The sequence below is a fragment of the Arthrobacter sp. yr096 genome, from assembly GCF_900108925.1.
Taxonomy (GTDB): domain Bacteria; phylum Actinomycetota; class Actinomycetes; order Actinomycetales; family Micrococcaceae; genus Arthrobacter.
Genome location: NZ_FNYI01000002.1, coordinates 652016 through 669055, shown reverse-complemented (window position 1 = coordinate 669055; position 17040 = coordinate 652016). Strand labels below are relative to the sequence as shown.

18 protein-coding genes and 1 pseudogene are annotated in these 17040 nt (G+C 63.5%); 10 read left to right on the top strand and 9 right to left on the bottom strand.

All coding sequences use genetic code 11. From position 1 onward, the window contains the following. Positions 1 to 35 precede the first annotated feature (35 nt). A complete protein-coding gene (locus BMY91_RS07845; protein WP_090820569.1) occupies positions 36 to 338 on the top strand; it encodes a DUF4193 domain-containing protein in 303 nt (100 codons plus the stop codon). Positions 339 to 553: 215 nt separating this feature from the next. Next, positions 554 to 1099 (top strand): AMIN-like domain-containing (lipo)protein, encoded by a 546-nt coding sequence (locus BMY91_RS07840; RefSeq protein WP_090820567.1) that lies wholly within the window; start codon positions 554 to 556, stop codon positions 1097 to 1099. A gap of 107 nt (positions 1100 to 1206) precedes the next feature. On the opposite strand, the gene BMY91_RS07835 is transcribed toward BMY91_RS07840, so the two are convergent. Together BMY91_RS07835 and BMY91_RS07830 are read right to left on the bottom strand one after the other, a co-directional pair. Next, positions 1207 to 2745 (bottom strand): APC family permease, encoded by a 1539-nt coding sequence (locus BMY91_RS07835; RefSeq protein ID WP_090820565.1) that lies wholly within the window; start codon positions 2743 to 2745, stop codon positions 1207 to 1209. 12 nt (positions 2746 to 2757) lie between these two features. Next, on the bottom strand, positions 2758 to 2970 hold the full coding sequence (locus BMY91_RS07830; protein WP_090820562.1) for a hypothetical protein: 213 nt from the start codon (positions 2968 to 2970) through the stop codon (positions 2758 to 2760). Between the two features lie 921 nt (positions 2971 to 3891). Between BMY91_RS07830 and BMY91_RS07825 the strand changes: the two are divergent. Further along, positions 3892 to 5268 (top strand): annotated as a pseudogene (locus BMY91_RS07825) (HNH endonuclease); the annotation flags it as partial. A gap of 465 nt (positions 5269 to 5733) precedes the next feature. Here BMY91_RS07825 and map read toward each other — a convergent pair. After that, the gene (gene map / locus BMY91_RS07820) at positions 5734 to 6510 is read right to left on the bottom strand and encodes a type I methionyl aminopeptidase (protein WP_090820560.1); all 777 of its coding nucleotides are present in this window, start codon (positions 6508 to 6510) and stop codon (positions 5734 to 5736) included. Positions 6511 to 6580: 70 nt separating this feature from the next. Here map and BMY91_RS07815 point away from each other — a divergent pair, with 70 nt between their 5' ends. Next, positions 6581 to 6877: a helix-turn-helix domain-containing protein gene (locus tag BMY91_RS07815; protein ID WP_090820558.1), complete on the top strand. Its 297-nt coding sequence runs from the start codon at positions 6581 to 6583 to the stop codon at positions 6875 to 6877. On the opposite strand, the gene BMY91_RS07810 is transcribed toward BMY91_RS07815, so the two are convergent. Next, positions 6874 to 7461 (bottom strand): helix-turn-helix domain-containing protein, encoded by a 588-nt coding sequence (locus tag BMY91_RS07810; protein WP_090820556.1) that lies wholly within the window; start codon positions 7459 to 7461, stop codon positions 6874 to 6876. The two genes, BMY91_RS07815 and BMY91_RS07810, sit on opposite strands and share 4 nt — an antisense overlap. A 126-nt stretch (positions 7462 to 7587) precedes the next feature. On the opposite strand from BMY91_RS07810, the gene BMY91_RS07805 reads away from it, so the two are divergent. After that, positions 7588 to 8568: an NAD(P)/FAD-dependent oxidoreductase gene (locus BMY91_RS07805; protein WP_090820725.1), complete on the top strand. Its 981-nt coding sequence runs from the start codon at positions 7588 to 7590 to the stop codon at positions 8566 to 8568. Here BMY91_RS07805 and BMY91_RS07800 read toward each other — a convergent pair. After that, positions 8560 to 9447 carry a helix-turn-helix transcriptional regulator gene (locus BMY91_RS07800; RefSeq protein WP_090820554.1) on the bottom strand — a complete coding sequence of 296 codons (888 nt, stop codon included), beginning with the start codon at positions 9445 to 9447 and terminating at the stop codon, positions 8560 to 8562. The two genes, BMY91_RS07805 and BMY91_RS07800, sit on opposite strands and share 9 nt — an antisense overlap. A 101-nt stretch (positions 9448 to 9548) precedes the next feature. On the opposite strand from BMY91_RS07800, the gene BMY91_RS07795 reads away from it, so the two are divergent. The 3 genes from BMY91_RS07795 (at position 9549) to BMY91_RS07785 (ending at position 11160) form a co-directional block, all read left to right on the top strand. Further along, a complete protein-coding gene (locus BMY91_RS07795; protein WP_090820552.1) occupies positions 9549 to 9959 on the top strand; it encodes a (R)-mandelonitrile lyase in 411 nt (136 codons plus the stop codon). A 41-nt stretch (positions 9960 to 10000) separates the two neighbouring features. Next, positions 10001 to 10858, top strand: a complete 858-nt coding sequence (locus BMY91_RS07790; RefSeq protein ID WP_090820550.1) for an aldo/keto reductase — start codon at positions 10001 to 10003, stop codon at positions 10856 to 10858. 89 nt (positions 10859 to 10947) lie between these two features. Next, on the top strand, positions 10948 to 11160 hold the full coding sequence (locus tag BMY91_RS07785; RefSeq protein ID WP_090820548.1) for a hypothetical protein: 213 nt from the start codon (positions 10948 to 10950) through the stop codon (positions 11158 to 11160). A gap of 71 nt (positions 11161 to 11231) precedes the next feature. Here the strand turns inward: BMY91_RS07785 and BMY91_RS07780 are convergent, their stop codons facing one another. Genes BMY91_RS07780 through BMY91_RS07765 form a run of 4 tightly spaced genes read right to left on the bottom strand, consistent with a single transcriptional unit; the run spans position 11232 to position 14450 of the window. Next, complete coding sequence (locus BMY91_RS07780; RefSeq protein WP_090820546.1) at positions 11232 to 11615, bottom strand: flagellar assembly protein FliW; 384 nt, start codon at positions 11613 to 11615, stop codon at positions 11232 to 11234. Further along, positions 11612 to 12499 (bottom strand): flagellar hook-associated protein FlgL, encoded by an 888-nt coding sequence (gene flgL / locus BMY91_RS07775; protein WP_090820544.1) that lies wholly within the window; start codon positions 12497 to 12499, stop codon positions 11612 to 11614. The genes BMY91_RS07780 and flgL overlap by 4 nt, the downstream gene beginning before the upstream one ends. Before the next feature lie 3 nt (positions 12500 to 12502). Further along, a complete protein-coding gene (gene flgK, locus BMY91_RS07770; protein ID WP_090820543.1) occupies positions 12503 to 13936 on the bottom strand; it encodes a flagellar hook-associated protein FlgK in 1434 nt (477 codons plus the stop codon). Between the two features lie 31 nt (positions 13937 to 13967). Next, positions 13968 to 14450 carry a flagellar protein FlgN gene (locus BMY91_RS07765; RefSeq protein ID WP_090820542.1) on the bottom strand — a complete coding sequence of 161 codons (483 nt, stop codon included), beginning with the start codon at positions 14448 to 14450 and terminating at the stop codon, positions 13968 to 13970. Between the two features lie 237 nt (positions 14451 to 14687). Here BMY91_RS07765 and BMY91_RS07760 point away from each other — a divergent pair, with 237 nt between their 5' ends. Both BMY91_RS07760 and fliD read left to right on the top strand, forming a co-directional pair. Beyond that, complete coding sequence (locus BMY91_RS07760; protein WP_254779604.1) at positions 14688 to 15524, top strand: flagellin N-terminal helical domain-containing protein; 837 nt, start codon at positions 14688 to 14690, stop codon at positions 15522 to 15524. 127 nt (positions 15525 to 15651) lie between these two features. Beyond that, positions 15652 to 17037, top strand: coding sequence for a flagellar filament capping protein FliD (gene fliD, locus BMY91_RS07755; RefSeq protein WP_090820540.1), 1386 nt, complete (start codon positions 15652 to 15654; stop codon positions 17035 to 17037). Positions 17038 to 17040 lie beyond the last annotated feature (3 nt).

Here is a 17040-nt window from a genome sequence, read left to right as displayed (position 1 = left end):
TATAGGCACTATGCAGCAACGAAAGCGAACCCTCAATGGCTACTGATTACGACGCCCCGCGCAAGACAGAAGAAGAGTCTCCCGCTGAATCGCTTGAGGCCCTTCAGGCATCCCGTGGGAACAGTGCGCAGACTGCAGTTATTGACGTCGAGGAGAACGATACCGCCGAAGGAATCGACCTTCCCGGTGCCGATCTTTCCGGTGAAGAGCTGACGGTCATTGTGGTCCCGGAGCAGTCCGACGAATTCACCTGTGGTTCCTGCTTCCTGGTCCGGCACCGGTCCCAGATTGCGTTGGAAAAGAACGGCCTCAAGTTCTGCAAGGACTGCGAAGGCTAAATAACGCCCGGGTCACGTTATCTTCGGTCACAAACATGGGCGCGAAGAGCTCGGAAACAGCCTGAAAACGGGGCTGTTTCCGGCTTTCGATAACCCTCCTGTGATCACGCGGCAGCACCCTTAACGGTTGCGTGCCGAAGCGGCCACAACCCCTCCAAACCCTCGCTGGCGCTCCTAATGTTGAAGTATCAACTTCGCCTGAAGGGGGCACAAAAATGAGGAAATTTGGAGCGGGTTTGGCGGTGGTCCTGACGGCCGCCGGGCTCGGTCTGGTGGCGCCGGGGCCAGCTTCGGCAGCAACATATTGCGGTATCACCTGGGGTTCATTGGCCAAAGCCGACCTGGATATGAGTTCCGCCAACGTCACCAACGTCCGCACGGGCCAACAGCCCTGCTACGACCGCTTGGTGATCGACATGACCGGCAAAGTGGCCGGCTATTCCGTTCGGTACGTTCCGGTGGTGACCCAGGATGCCACTGGCTATCCCATCCCGGTGCTCGGGGACGCTGACCTGCAAGTGATGGTGACGGCGCCGTCGTACAACCAGTATGGCCAGCCCACTTACGTTCCCGCAGCCAAGGCGGATCTCTCCAACGTGTCCGGCTACCAGACGTTCCGTCAGGTGGTTTTTGCCGGCAGTTTTGAGGGCACCACCAGCATCGGCCTGGGTGTCCGTGCCCGGCTTCCGTTCAGGGTGTTCACTTTGGACGGGCCCGACGGCGGGTCCCGGTTGGTGGTGGACGTGGCGCATCGCTGGTGACTGACGGGGCGCTGAAGTGCCCAGAACGCGGGAAAGCTGCCAATTCGCCCGGAGATATCCGGCGAACTGGCAGCTTTCCCACGACTTCGAGGGGTTACAGCGGCGTCTTACTCCGGTACAACCAGGGCCGGGGTGTCCTTGCGAATGGTCTCGCCTCGGAAGAACCCGGGCCGAACGCGGGACATGATCAGCATGACCACGGCACCCAAGGCCAGGATGCCAATGCCGAGTACGAACACCAGTCCAACTCCGAAAATCTCCGATCCACTGCCGAACTCAGGAGCCCAGCTGTCCACGGCGGTTTGCAGGAATACTACGAACAGTCCCACGCCACCCAGCAGCGGGCAGACGAGCCGCAGGAAGAAGTTCCTCACGCTGGAGAAGACACTGTTGCGGAAGTACCAGACGCAGGCGATGGCTGTCAGACCGTAGTAGAAGCAGATCATCAAGCCCAGGGCCAGGATGGTGTCGTTCAGGACGTTTTCGCTGATCACGTGCATCACCGCGTAGAAGCCCGCGGACAGGACGCCGGCCGCAATGGTGGCGAAGCCCGGCGTCGAGAACTTCTTGCTCATGTGGCTGAAACGCTCGGGCAGGGCGCCGTAGTGCGCCATGGCCAGCAGGCTGCGCGACGGTGACGTGAACGTGGACTGCAATGACGCTGCAGAGCTGGAAAGCACTGCGAGGGACATGAGGATGGCGAACGGACCCATGACCGGTGATGCCAATGCGGTGAAGACGTTGGCGTGGTTCTCGGCATTGTTCAGGCCAATTCCGGTATCTCCGACGCCGGCAAACATCATGGTGGCGATGGTGACCAGCAGGTAGATGCCCAGGACGATCACCGCGGTCAGTGTGCCTGCGAGGCCGGCGGTCTTCTTGCCGTTGGCGGTTTCCTCGTTCACGGTAAGGCACACATCCCAGCCCCAGTAGACGAAGATGGACAAGGAAATGCCTGCTGCGATTTGGCCGAAGGTTTCGATCTTGGTGACGTCGAACCAGTCCCAGCTGAAGGGGACAGCGGTCTCGGACGTGGACCAGTTGGCGAACGCCATGGCAACGAAAAGCCCCAGGACCAGCAGCTGGAATCCCACCAAACCGTACTGGACAATTTTGGTGGTGTGCAGGCCCCGGTAGCTGATCCACACCGCCAGTGCCACGAAGACGAAGCAGGTTGCCACGTTCAGGAGCTTGTCAGAGGCGAGATCGGCGAGTTCGGGCGAGCCCGTGGCTTGGGCCAGGAACAGGTAGAAGAAGTCCACGGCCACGCCGGCCAGGTTGGACAGGACAATGATGTTGGCTGCAAGCAGGCCCCAGCCGCCCATCCAGCCAACCCAGGGGCCGAACGCCTTCGTGACCCAGGTGAAGGTGGTGCCGCTGTCCGGGGAGTCCGCGTTGAGTTCCCGGTAGGCGAGCGAGACGAGGATCATCGGGATGAACCCGATCAGGAAAATGACGGGCAGTTGGAGCCCGACTTCGTTGACGGTCGGACCCAACGCGCCGGTAAGCGTGTACGCGGGTGCGATGGTCGAAATGCCAAGAACGACGACGGCGAGGAGCCCCAACTGCCCCGTCTTCAGTCCCTTGCCGCTAATGTCGTGCGACTCTGCAGCTTCACTGCCGCTGCGTCGGATTGTCTGGCTCATGTGAGGCCCTTTCTAGATGGCCGAAGGCGTCTGCTGCGTGATGCAGCGGGTACTGCCGCTCCTGGAGAACTGTTGGTGCGCGTCAACAATGACCACGCGGCGGAGGGGGTGGGCAGTGGCGGGAATGCGGAGGTTTTTCTCTTCCGTTTCCGGAGCGGGAACGTCGATGTTGTTCCGGTCCCGACCCGGCGGAGCCGTTGTTGAGGGCTTCCGCCAAATGCTCACGAGCAAACTGCCGGGATTGGGGCCGCGTGGATGATGCCGATCGAGGCGCTGATAGCCACCGCTTCGGCGAGACCGACGGCGGTCGTCGGGCGACTTGCGGCGGTGCGGGCCGAGGAGGCCGTGGCATCCGGGCGCGTCAATTCAATCATGGTGGTAAGTACTCCGGTGAGACGACAGTCACTAAATGAATAGTGTTCATTTAGTATGTCGGGAGTCACGCTTGAGCGCAAGAGCTGAAACGAACGCCGTTCATTTGTGACCAGCGGGAAGGGTCCCTGTGGGTGCTCAGTGGCGCCCTGGGACGACATGGCTCGGGGCTGCAGCGCGCACCGCCATGCCCGCTCCGCTGTGCAGCGGCGCGAGCGAGGGTGCCGGGTGGAGCGAGGGCGGTGCGGTGCGGGGCCGGTGGTGGGCGGCGCACTGAGTGGACGAAACCGCGTGGGGCTGCGGCCCGCTCTGCTGTCCAGTGGCGCGAGCGAGGTGCCGGGTGGAGCGGGGCCGGCGGTGGGCGGTGCACTGAGTGGACGAAACCGCATGGGGCTGCGGCCCGCTCTGCTGTCCAGCGGCGCGAGCGAGGGTGCCGGGTGGAGCGGGGGCGGCGCGGTGCGAGGGCGGCGGGTGCGGTGCGCTGGGACGAAACGGCTCAGGCTGCAGTGCACCACTGGCGTTCCGCCACGCCCCCTCCGCCTGTGCGGCGGCGCGAGCGAAAGTGCCGGGTGGAGCGGGGCCGGCGGTGGGCGGTGCACTGGATGGGGACTGCATGGTCGCGAGGTGTGGGGTCTCGGCACTTTGCCGACAGTCCAGAAGCTGAGTGAGGTGAGCTGCCTCAGCTCCTTAGGTTGGTTGTCCACTTTGAGCCTGTTTTCCACATAGTGATGTTTGGGGCTGATAGTGCGGCGTGCCGGCTGGAAGAGTTGGGGCATGGAGCAAATTCGAGCCACGCAGACGCCGTCAGGCACGGCGCTCGCTCATGCCCCAAGGGCGTCGCCGGACGACTCCGGACCCCGGGTTTCTGATCTCATTGCCCTCTTGGGTGCCGTCCGTCTCGGTACCGTCAGCGGGGAGCTGATCGATCAGCTCCGAGGGTTGGAGGATCTGAAGTCCGCTATTACGGGTTTGCAGGCGCGGATAGCTGTTGCCTTTGATCTTGCGCAACGGCAGGAACACGCTGCGGCGGGTGTGCCTGTGTCTGAGCGTGGCCGGGGTGTGGGCGCTCAGGTGGCGTTGGCGCGGCGGGAATCCCCGAACCGGGGCTCCCGGCTGCTCGGCCTGGCGAAAGCGTTGGTGGTGGAGATGCCCCGCACCCTGGCCGCCCTGGAATCGGGCCAGCTCAACGAGTGGCGCGCCACGCTGCTGGTGAAAGAGACGGCGTGTTTGTCTGTGGAGGACCGGTGCGCGGTGGATGACGAGCTCGCTCCCGACACCGGAACGTTCGACGGCAAAGGTGACCGGTCCATCATCGCGGCCGTGAAAGCTGCCGCGTACCGGCGTGACCCACGCTCCGTCGCGCAGCGGGCGAGCCACGCCGCGAACGAACGCACGGTCAGTCTGCGCCCGGCACCGGACACCATGACCTACCTGACCGCGCTGCTGCCCGTCGCCCAAGGCGTGGCCGCGTATGCTGCGCTCACCCGGGCCGCCGACACCGCCCGGTCCACGGGCGATCCCCGCAGCCGTGGGCAGGTCATGGCCGACACCCTCATCGAACGCACCACCGGCACACCCGGCGGGATCGCCGGGATCAACCTGGACCTCGTCATGACCGACCGCACCTTCTTTCAAGGCGACAGTGAACCAGCCCGCCTCAAAGGCTACGGAATCGTCCCCGCCGAATGGGCCAGAACACTCCTCTGCACCACCAACCAGACCCCAAACAGGCAGGAGCGTGCGGGAGTGCAGGAACCAAGGCTTGGGTTTCAAGCCACGGGTGCGCAGGTTGATGAGTTCACCGTGTGGCTGCGCCGGCTCTACACAGCACCCGGAACGGGCGAGCTGCTAAGCATGGACTCCAAAGCCCGGCTCTTCCCACCACGACTCAGACGCTTCATTCAAACCCGGGACGATACCTGCCGCACCCCGTACTGCGACGCGCCCATCCGCCACATCGACCACATCATCCCCTGGCACACAGGCGGGGTTACCACCCTGGCCAACGGCGCCGGCCTCTGCGAAGCCTGCAACCACACCAAAGAAAACCCCCGCTGGACCGCGAAACCACTCCACGAGGACAACCACACCCTCGAAATCCGAACACCCACCGGCCACACCTACACATCCAAAGCCCCACCCCTGCCGGGAAAAGATCGTCCAGCGGCTGAGGAGGAAGTCGTACGGCTGGCGAGTGCCACGCGCTTGGGTCGAGCTACGGCCCTGGATGGTGCCGTGGCCCTGGATGGTGCCGTGGGCTTGGATCTAGCCGTGGGGCGGAATCTCAGTCGAGGCCAAGTGGGTGAATCGAGCGATGTTGGTGAGGCGCTTGGTTCGCCAACGACACAGATCAGGCCGAAGCCCGATTCTGATCCTCCTCCGATGGAACGGCAGAACCTTACCCTCGTGTAGATCCCAGGGCACGAGCCTTCGTGTAGATCGCAGAGCGTGAGCCTTCGTGTAGATCGCAAAGCGCGAGCCTCGTGTAGATCCAGAGTGCGAGCCTTCGCGTAGATACCAAGGCACGAGCTCTCGTGTAGATCCAGACCATGAGGGTCGTGGCCAAGCGTTGGGTGCCCGCTGGCCGTGGCGTCAGAGATGTGCGTCGGCACCTACCTAGACGAGTGTGGGCAGGGTGAGAATCTCGGCGCCGTCGTGGGTGATGGCGATGGTGTGCTCGCTGTGGGCTGTCCGGCAACCTGTCACGCTTCGGAGTGTCCATCCGTCGGCATCGGTCACCAGTTCGGCGGTGTCGGCCATGACCCAGGGCTCCAGTGCCAGCAGCAATCCGGGGCGCAGTTTGTAGCCGCGGCCGGGCCGTCCCATGTTAGGTACGTGGGGATCCTGGTGCATGGTGGAGCCGATGCCGTGTCCGCCGAACTCGGTGTTGACGGGGTATCCCGCCTCACTCAGGACTGAGCCGATGGCGTAGGAGAGGTCTCCGATCCGGGCGCCGGGCCGGGCAGCTGCGATTCCGGCGCGCAGGGCGCGTTCCGTCACGTCGATCATTGCTACGCTCTCGGCCGGCCTTGTTTCGCCCACGATGAAGCTGATGGCCGAGTCGGCTGCGACTCCTCGGAGGGAGACTGCGAGGTCGAGTGTCAGCAGATTGCCGTCGGCCAGCGTGTAGTCGCGGGGCAGCCCGTGCAGCACAGCATCATTGACGCCTGTGCAGATGTAGTGGCCAAACGGTCCACGGCCGAAGGAGGGGGCGTAGTCGACATAGCAGGACACTGCTCCCGCTTCGAGGATCATGGACTTTGCCCACTGGTCGATGTCCAGGAGGTTTGTGCCCACGGTGGTGCGGCCCTTCAGTGTGTGCAAAATGTTGGCGACCAGGGCCCCCGCTTCCTTCGCGCGGACCAGCTCGGCGGGGCTCAGGATCTCGATCATGCGGCACCTTTCTCTCATGTATGACCAATAACTATCCCGGCCATATTATCCCGGTATTACAATTGGAGCCATGGTCAGGCTGCCGCTTACTCCCGCAGAGGCCGAGCGTGGACAACGCCTCGGTGCTCTTTTGCGCCGCGCCAGGGGTGAGCGCTCCATGTTGGAGACTGCCTTGGATGCCCGCGTCTCGCCGGAAACTCTCCGGAAAATCGAGTCCGGCCGTGTGGCGACCCCCGCTTTTCCCACCGTTGCCGCGATCGCCGATGTCCTGGGTCTCTCCCTTGATGAGGTGTGGGCCGAGATCAACCAACCTGAGCTGGACGCGGGAACAGCGCGGCGAAGTGCGCGTGAATGGCTGGCCTCCTAAGCTTCACGCTTGGGCCTGGCCCGGACATGGAGTCGCTCGCCTTGCTGGCCAAAAAGGGTAAGGAGCTCCACTGGCTCTGCCGTGGCGCTGGCAAACCAGTGCGGCGTCCGGGTATCGAATTCCGCCACCTCGCCCGGTTTGAGGATGAAGTCGTTCTCGCCCAGCACCAGGCGCAGCTTCCCGTTGAGGATATACATCCAGTCGTACCCCTCGTGCGACTGGGGCTGCGGGATCTCTTTGCCTGTGCCACTCTTCAGGACCATCTTGAATGCCTGTATTCCGCCGGGCCGGCGCGTAAGGGGGAGGGCGGTACCCCACTCGTGAACGTGCGGCTTGAGGTGGATGCGGGGATCGCCGGTCGCCGGAGCATCGATGAGTTCCTCGAGCGGGACTTGGTGGAGCCGCGCGATCGGGAGCAGGAGTTCCAGCGTGGGTTTGCGCTGCCCTGACTCCAGTCTGGACAGTGTGCTGACCGAAATCCCCGTTGCTTCGGACGCTTCCGCGAGCGTTACATTGCGTTGAGTCCGCATCGCGCGCAAGCGGGGACCTACGGCGTCGAGCATGGTGCTGAAATCTGTAGCCATCCGTCCAGTTTGCCATACCGGCAAATTTTCTTGCTGATGAAGCTGGTGGTGTCCAACCATGGAAGAAGCGGCGGACCGCCGCTGGAGACCTATGGAGGCACAGTGACTGAACAGGGCAACACCCGGATGGCAAAGGAATACGACGCCGTTATCGTCGGAGGTGGCGCCGCTGGGTTAAGTGCAGCGGTTACGCTGGGGCGGGCCATGCGTTCCGTTCTGGTGATCGACGCCGGCGAACCTCGGAATGCGCCAGCGGCAGGGGTGCACGGTTTCCTGTCCCGGGACGGAATCAATCCCAGGGAACTGCTGGCACTCGGACGCACGGAGGCTCGTCAGTACGGTGCGGACATTGTGGACGGCGTGGCCGTTGGGGCACGTTCGACGGCGGCACCAATGTTTGGCTCGGAACCTTCCTTCGAGGTGGACTTGGCAGATGGGACGACCGTAGTTGCGCGCCGTCTACTGGTCACCACAGGGCTGGTGGACAAACTGCCCGACGTGGAAGGTCTTCGCGAACGCTGGGGCCGCGACGTTCTCCACTGCCCGTATTGCCACGGGTGGGAAGTCCGGAACAAGGCAATCGGAATCCTGGGATCGGTTCCCATGGCGCTGCACCAAACGCTGCTGTTCCGCCAGTGGAGCCCTGACATCACCCTGTTCCTGAACGATGTTGTGGAGCCGACTGAAGAAGAATGGGAACAACTGGCTGCCCGTTCCATCACCGTGGTGGACGGCAAAGTGTTGTCCTTGGAGGTGACTGACGACGCGTTGAGCGGAGTTGTCCTGGAATCCGGGAAGGTCATTCCCGTGGAAGCTGTCGTAGCCGGGCCTCGAATGGAGGCACGGTCCGCTGTGCTGGAATCACTGGGGGTTCCCACAGCGGAACACCCAATGGGCGTTGGGCACCACGTCGTAGTGAATCCCCAAGGCGGGGCGACGTCCGTACCGGGTGTCTATGCTGCGGGGAATGTCACCGACCTCACGGGTCAAGTGATGGCCTCTGCTGCATCAGGTGTCATGGCGGGAGCGGTTATCAATGCCGATCTCATGACCGAGGAGACAAGGCTGGCTGTTGAGGCAGCGCGGCTGTCGGCCGTATCACGATGAGGGCCCGCTGGACCGCAGCTCCGTGTTCTGCGTGAACACCCGGTCTGCAGTCCAGCTGGCCAGGAATGCCAGCTGTTCCTCGGCGTGGCTTCCAGGCTCGGCTGTGTAGGCAATGACGGTGAGGCCTTCCCCGGGGAGCTCCAGGGCGTCACCCGTCAGCTCGATCTCGCCTACCAGCGGGTTTCGTAAGGTCTTTCGGGCTGTTCTGTGGAAGTGAACGTTGTGACGTGCCCAACGGGTGGAGAACTCGGTGCTGCCGGCTGCGAGGTCGCCGATCAGTCCGTTCAGGTACCGGTCGCGGGGCCGGCGGCCTGACTCCACGCGGAGGGCGGCGGCAAAGTCGTCGGCGATAGCTTCCCATTCCACAAAGAAATCCTTGGAACGCGGGTCCAGGAACATGAATCGAGCCAAATTCAGCGGCATGGTGGCGGGGCTGAGGATACCGGTGTACAGGGCCAAGCAGAGGTTGTTCGCCGCAACGATTTCCATCTTGGCGTTCCGGACGTAGGCCGGAGTGCTGGTCATTCCGGCCAGTATCCGCTCGATACTGGGCCGAACCACGGCTCGAGGCGTGCGCCCGCCCGATGGCCGCGACGGTGCGGCTGCCTTGGCGAGGTCCAGCAAATGGGCCCGTTCTGCCTCGTCGAGCTGCAAGGCACGGGCCAACGAATCAAGGACAGAGTCTGAAACTCCGCGAAGGTTGCCACGTTCGAGGCGGGCATAATATTCGGTGCTCACCCCACTCAGCATCGCAACTTCCTCGCGCTTGAGCCCGGCCACCCGGCGTGTACCGCTGAAGGCATTCAGCCCGGCCTGCGCGGGAGTGATCCGCGCCCTCCGGCTCATGAGGAAATCGCGGACGTCTTTGTTGTTGTCCATGGGTCTACGCTACGACGCCCGGCAAGGCTCTAACAGGAACTGCCAGTACACCTCACAGCAGGCACTCCCACGCGCGCCCGAAGGCTGGTTGTGTTGAATGCATGGAACTTGTACCAGTTGCCCCCACAGCCATAGCCCCGACGGAACGATTCACGGGCCGCGTTTATGTGAGTCCTCTTCATTCAGGCGAATCGCCCTCCAGCCTGGTCTCCGCGCTGGTGCACTTCACGCCCGGCGCCCGCACCAACTGGCATTCGCACCCTGTGGGTCAAACCCTGCACTGCACCCAGGGCTCCGGAGTGGTGGTGACCCGGGATGGCGCGGTGATCGCGATGCGCCCCGGAGACACGGTCCACACACCGGCAGGGGAGGAGCACTGGCATGGCGCATTACCGGACAGCCTGATGTCCCATCTAGCTCTGGTGGAACACCTGAACGGTGAGAGTGCCACGTGGTTGGAGCCTGTCAGCGACGCCGAGTACACCACAGCAACTTCACAAGCCTTCGTCTAAAGCCAGCCCTCTACAGCAAACGAACCTCCGAAGGAAAACCCATGCACAACGTCACCCTGAACAACGGCGTCGAGATGCCCATCCTGGGATTTGGCGTCTTCCAGATCCCCGATGAAGAGACGCAGGCAGCCGTCGAAGCTGCGCTCGCGGCAGGATATCGCCACCTGGATACTGCCGCTTCCTATGGCAACGAGGCGGCGGTCGGCGCAGCGATCAAAGCCAGCGGAATACCACGCGGGGAACTCTTCGTCACCACCAAGCTCTGGATCCAGCACGCACCCACGGGCAACGTCCAGGAGGACACCAGGCGCGCTTTCGACAACTCGCTCCACCGGCTTGGAATGGATTACCTGGACCTGTACCTGATCCACCAGCCGCTGGGCGACTACTACAGCGAGTGGAGGGCCATGCAGGAGATCAACAAGGAAGGCCGGGCCCGGGCAATCGGCGTTTCCAATTTCCACCCGGACCGTTTGGTTGACCTCATCGACCACAACGAGATCGTCCCCGCGGTCAACCAGATCGAAACGCACCCCTTCCACCAGCGCGCTTCCGATCAAAACCTCATGATGGAACGTGGCGTCCAGATCGAATCCTGGGGACCGTTCGCTGAAGGCCGCAACAACCTCTTCACCGACCCGGTCCTCAGTGCCATCGCAGAGGAACACGGTAAGTCTGTGGCACAGGTGGTGCTCCGCTGGCTGATCCAACGGGACGTGGTTGTCATTCCAAAGTCCGTCCGGCCCGAGCGGATGGCGCAAAACCTGGACGTCTTCGATTTCACGTTGACTGAAGAACAAATGGGCCTGATCGCGGCCCTCGACACCGGCGCCAGCCTCTTCTTCGACCACCGGGATCCTGCGATGGTGAGCTGGTTGGGCGGGCGCAGGTACAGCTGACCAACCAGCAGGTACAGCTGACCAATTAACAGTCGACGTGGCGCCCAAAGGCGAGGACCATTAAAGGACAGCCCTTGAAGGAGGTTGGTATGTGCTACGCGTACTATGACGACTTTGAGCGGCGCACGAAGAAGGACTCCGCGCGCAAGCCCGAGACGCACACGTCTGATGCAAGCAAAGATGAAGCACCCGCAGGGAAGCGTCCGCAGACAGAAGGAACACTGTGGACTTTCCTGGCGCGTCGTCGCAGGGAATTTGAGGTTTCCGAACCGAAGATCGACCGCATCCGCGAGAAAGTCTAGGCACAACCCGGACTGGACCGACACCACGAAAGGCGCTGCATGTGCAGCGCCTTTCCCCGTTCCGAAAGAGGCTAGTGCAGCTCTGCCCGCAACGGGAACCTGGCTCCATCCAGGATCGCCTGGACGCAGACGCCGTCCACCGGGTTTAGCAGGATGGGTGCCATGAGATTAACCGTGGTTTTCTCCGGCGTCGGGTTGACCACCACCAACACCGTCACCTCCGAGACAGCGTCAAGGCCAAGCACTTCGAGCGCAGAGGCAGGAATGTTGGGCGCATAGTCAGGCACGTATACAGCCGCATTTGCCACGAACATACGTACACGCGGCTGGACAATCTCCAACGCATACAAACCTTCCGCGCCTGCGACCTCGCGCAGGGAGAAGCCCTCAGCGGACTCCAAACCGGGCATGGGTGAGGCAAACGTCAGGGTGTCGAACGCCAATGCCGTGCTCATCGGAGGAAGTCCATGAGCGTTGGCTGGAGCACCTTGGCCGTGACGGCAAGCGCCACCTGATAGTTGGTTTCCTGCAATTTCAAATCCATAACCGCCTTTCCCAGGTCCGTGTCCTCGACGCGGGCCCTCTGGGTTTCCAGCGTAGCCTTCATCCCTTCCAGCGAGTCCTGGGCTTGGCCCAGCCGGGTCTGCCGCATCCCGACGTCGGACCTGCCGTCGATCACTGCTTTGATGCGATCGCCGATCGCGGCCAGCCGCGCGCTGGGATCGGCGCCGGAGCGGATATCGGCGACGACGTCACTCACCAAAGCGAAGACGGAGCCGGCGCCGTCGCCAAAGATCGCGCCGCCGTCGGAATCCACCCGGACTGTCCGCGCCGAATCCACACGACGTTCCACCGAGCCGCCGCCCGACCCGAGGAAGGACGGGGGAGTGGTGTTGGTGAAGGCGCCCACCGTGTCCGAGCTGCCGGCGAAGACGTTGCGGCCCAGATACTGCGTGTTTGCCTGCGTGAGGAGGTCCTTGCCCAAGCCTTCGATCTCGACGGCGATCGCTTCCTTGGCGGTGCCGTTGAGCGTTCCGTTGGACGATTGGACCACCAGGTCCCGCACGCGGTTGAGGATGTTGGTGGATTGCCCCAAAGCGGTGTCTGCGGCGGCCAGCCAACCGTTGCCGTCGCTGATGTTGGAGCCGTACTGCGTGGCGGCGCTCAGTTGTGCGCGCATTGCGATGGCTTGGGCCGCACCTGCGGGATCGTCCGATGGGCGGCTGATGTTCTTCAATGTCATGGCGCGTTCCTGCAGCTCGGCGAGCCGGGACTGTGCCGACTGGAGGTTCCTCTGCGCGGAAGCGGACATCATCTGGTTGGTGACGCGATTGAGCACGGTTTACCTTCCCACCAATCCGGTGCGGTTAATCAGGACATCCAGGGCCTCGTCGATGGCCGTCATGACGCGGGCCGCCGCTTGGTAGGCATGCTGGCTGGCGAGCAAAGCAACGTTTTCTTCGTCCAGGCTGACGGACGCACCTGAGGAACGCTGCCCGACGGCGGCGACGCTCGCCGCGTCCGACAACTGGGAGTGCTGCTGGGCTGACCGGGACGCCATACCAATACCGGCCACCACCCCTCCCCAGAACGTGTCAGGGGCGCCCGGGCCGGAACCGATCTGGGCTAGGGCGTCTGCAATGCTGCCGTCCAGGGACCCTGAACCGGCGGCGCCTGTGGCGATTCCGGCGGCGCTGGTGGGAACCACGCGGAGTGAAAGCGCTACGGGAACTCCGGGCGTGCTGGTGAAGAAATCCAGGTTACCCACTCCACTGGAGGACTGCCCCGTGCGGTGGACGGCATTGACGTCATTCATCAGTTGAGTGGCAAAGGCGTTGTACGCGGCTGCTGCTTCAGCGATGGCTCCGCCCGTTCCTGCTCCCTTGCTTCCGGCGGCCGCGGGGGCCAGGAGCGACACCGCTCCGGCGAGTTGTCCGCCGTCGAGGTTTACTGCGACGCCCGGGCGGTCCGCCCACTCCAGCTGTACCGGCTGCCCGGCCGTACTCATGGAGGTTTGGCCCGCCAGTTTCAGTTCCCGGTGCGAGGTCCCGGAGACCAAGGCGTTTCCCCCGACCAGCACGTCAGCGGTGCCGTCGGCGTTTTCGCGGACAGTTCCACCAGCCAATGCTGCGATGGCCTCGGTCATCTGGTTCCTGGTGTCGATGAGTTCGTTGGCGGAGCCACCGGAAGCCAGCACGGAACGGATGGTTGCATTGAGGTCCGCAACACGACCGGCCACGGCGTTGAGCTCATCGACGGTGGCTGACGCCTCACCCCGGACGCGGGACCACTGCGCATCCAAGGCGTTATAGCCCGCGGACACAGTTGCGCTGAGCGTGGTGGCCGCTTCCAGCAGGACCGACGCCGGAGCGGATTCGCCCGGGTGGTTGGAGACTCCCTGCCATGACGCCCAAAAGGTTTGCAACGCCGTCGAAATTCCGTGTGGCCCGGGTTCCTGCAGGGCATCCTCAAGTCGTTGCAATTCGGTGGACCGGATCCCTGCGAAGCCGGACTGGGCCGCAGTGTTGCGGACCCCGGCGTCGAGGAAACTGCTGCCCAGCCGCGCGATCCCGTCAATGGAGACGCCCTGACCGGCTTGACCGGCGGCCGGGTTGAGGCCCACCGGACGGGGCGCGCCGATGGCAGACTGCTCCAGCCGTTGCCGGGTGTAGCCGGCGGTGGTGGCGTTGGCGATGTTTTGCCCGGCCAGGTTAATGGCTTGCTGGGCTGCGGTGAGTCCACGGTAAGCCGTGTTGAGTCCGCCGAAAGTGCTCACGTAAATGTCCTTTGCTGGTCCAACCGCCGGGTCAGAATTGCCGGTCGACGAGGTGGGCGGCCGACGATTCCCCGGTCCGGCCATGGGAGTCGTACGTGCCGGCTGCTGGCTTCAGGTCGGCGAGGGTTTCCTGGGTGGAGCGGACTGCTGCGCGCAGGAATTGCTCGTTGGCATCGCGAAGTTCCTTGATGGCTGCGGTCTGCTGACGCATGGCCGACACGTGGGACGAAAGGACCTCAGCCCAGGCAGGATCCGGTGCGGCCGCGGCCAGCTCAGCCAGTGAGGAGTCCGCCGAGACGCCCCACTGCTCCGCCACTGCCGCGATCTCGACGGCACGGGCGAGCCCGGCTTTGGACACCCGGTCCAGGACCTGTTCCACTTCCCGGGTACCGTGCGGCAACCATCGGGACTTGCCGGCGGTCAACAGCAGTTGCTCTTCTTCGAGCTTGAAGGTCAGGAGATCAAGAAGTTCGCGCTCGCGCCACAGCAGGGCTGACAGTTCATGGATGGCCACGGGGGTCAACTCCAGTTCTGGTCGGAATGGGTGCGGTTGTGATGGCGTACCTCCCGCCAACTCCCCTTTAGCTATCGGCCGTTCGTGGTCCGTCGTTAGGCGGCATGGCCCCGTAAAGCGCGGATTCTTTTCCTTTGAATTTTTCCTAACGGGTCCGCAGGGGGCCGTCGATAGTGGGGTATGGCGGCCCACGGATGGGCTGCCGCACAGTAAGTCCACATCACGGAGGAAATTTTCATGGGCATGCAGATCAACAACAACCTGATGGCGAACAACGCGTACCGCAACCTGAACGCCACGCAGGACACCCTGTCCAAGTCGATGGAGAAGCTCTCCAGCGGCCTGCGCATCAACCGTGCTGCAGACGACGCAGCCGGCCTTGCCATCTCGGAAGGCCTCAAGTCCCAGGTGAGCGGCTCCGCGGTTGCCGCACGCAACGCCCAGGACGGCATCAGCCTCATCCAGACCACTGAAGGTGCCCTCGGCGAGGTTCACTCCGTACTGCAGCGCATGCGCGACCTCGCAGTCCAGGGTGCATCCGACACCAACAACACGGCAGCACGTGACGCGATCAAGGATGAAGCCGATTCGCTGGGCAAGGAGCTGGACCGCATCACGCAGTCCACCAACTTCAACGGCATCGACCTGCTCAAGGGTGGTTCCAAGAACATCCAGGTTGGCACCGCTGGTACGGCCAACGACACCATCGCCGTGAACCTCGGCGACGTCGCAACGGCTGCCGGCACCCTGTCCTCGGCCACCGGCGCCACGGGCTTCGACGTGACCACCAACGCCGCTGCGCAGACCACCATCACGGCTATCGACGCTGCGATCACGGCTGTGTCGGCACAGCGTTCGGACCTTGGCGCAAACCAGAACCGTCTGGACCACGCGATCAAGACGCTGAACGTCTCAGGTGAAAACCTCCAGGCAGCCCAGTCCCGCATCGCGGACACGGACATGGCAGCTGAAATGGTCAAGTACACCAAGGCCAACATCCTGTCCCAGGCCGGTACGGCAATGCTGGCACAGGCCAACCAGTCCGGCCAGGGCGTTCTGTCCCTCCTGCGCTAAGCCTTCACAGCAATTAACCGCATGAGTTGACTGACCGCATTAATCGACGACGGCCGGCCGGGCCCCATAAAACCGGCCGGCCGGCGTCGGACATTTTCGTAGTACACATCATCCGGAAGGGACACCCGTGGCAACTGCCATCGACGGCCTCGCCAGCGGCCTGAACACCACCGCGATCATCAACTCGCTGATGTCCGTCGAAGCCCTGCCGCAAACCCAGCTCAAGACCAAGCTGGCGTCCAACCAGACCATCATTTCCACGCTGCAGTCCTTCAACACAAAGCTCACCGCATTGAAGGACCTGGCCTCCGGCAACGCCGCCGCAGGCGCCCTGAACCTCTTCACGGCCACCAGCAGCTCACCCTCCATCACAGCGAAAACCACGACGACGGCCGCTGCCGGATCGATCGAGTTGACCGTTACGCAGTTGGCCCAGACCCAGGTCAACGTCACGGCGGGAATGTCCTCCTGGCCTACGGATGGCGGCGGCGCCCCCGCCCGGCTCACGATTGTCGATTCCACGGGTAAGAAGACCGAAATTGCGCCAGCGAGCACTTCCTTGGATGACGTGGTTTCGGCAATCAACGCCGCGTCCGGCGGGGCCCAAGCCGTCAAAGTCCCCGCAGGCAACGGCTCGTACCGCCTGCAACTGACGGCCACCGCCCCCGGCGAGGCTGGTGCTTTCACCGTTTACCGGGGAACCGCCGCCCAAGTCACCGCAGGCACTGCGGAGGATCTGATGGCGGACCCGGGCGCCGCCGTCGTGAAGTCCGCCCAGGACGCCAAAGCCACACTGTATGCAGGGACGCCGGCCGCCCAGGTACTGACGTCAGGGACCAACACCTTCGCGGACGTGCTCCCGGGCGTATCAGTGACGGCTACGGCCGTATCCGCCGGCCCGGTGACCATCACGGTGGCAAGCGACGTCCCCGGCATTACCAAGAAGGCCGAAGACCTGGTCAAGTCCGTCAACGACGTCCTGGGTTTCATTGCCATCTACACGGCAGTGTCCAAGACCACCGACGCCAAGGGCGCCACCGTGCCCAAAGCGGGTATCTTCACGGGCAACAGCACCGTTCGCGCCGTCAACGATCAAGTTCTTGCCGCGTTGTCGCGTCCCATCAACGGGAAGTCGCCCGCCGAGTACGGAATCAATATCACCAAAGCGGGCGACTTCACTTTCGACGCGGAGAAGTTCTCCAAAGCTCTCGCCGCGGACCCGGCCGCCGCGCAGGCTGCCGTGCAAGGGCTAGCCGCCCGTGTTGCGGACGCCGCCAAGGCCGCCGCCGACCCCTACAGCGGGTCCGTCTCCGGGTTGATCAAGGGCCGCGAATCCGAGGTCCGGGACCTGGGTAACAGGATCGCCGACTGGGACCAGCGCCTGGTGACCCGCCGCGCCACCCTCCAGGCCGTGTACACCAACATGGAAGTGATGCTGGGTGGGCTCCAATCCCAGTCGGCGTGGCTGTCCGGTCAGATTTCCAGTCTCTCGAAGCAGTCCACAGGAGAATAAGCC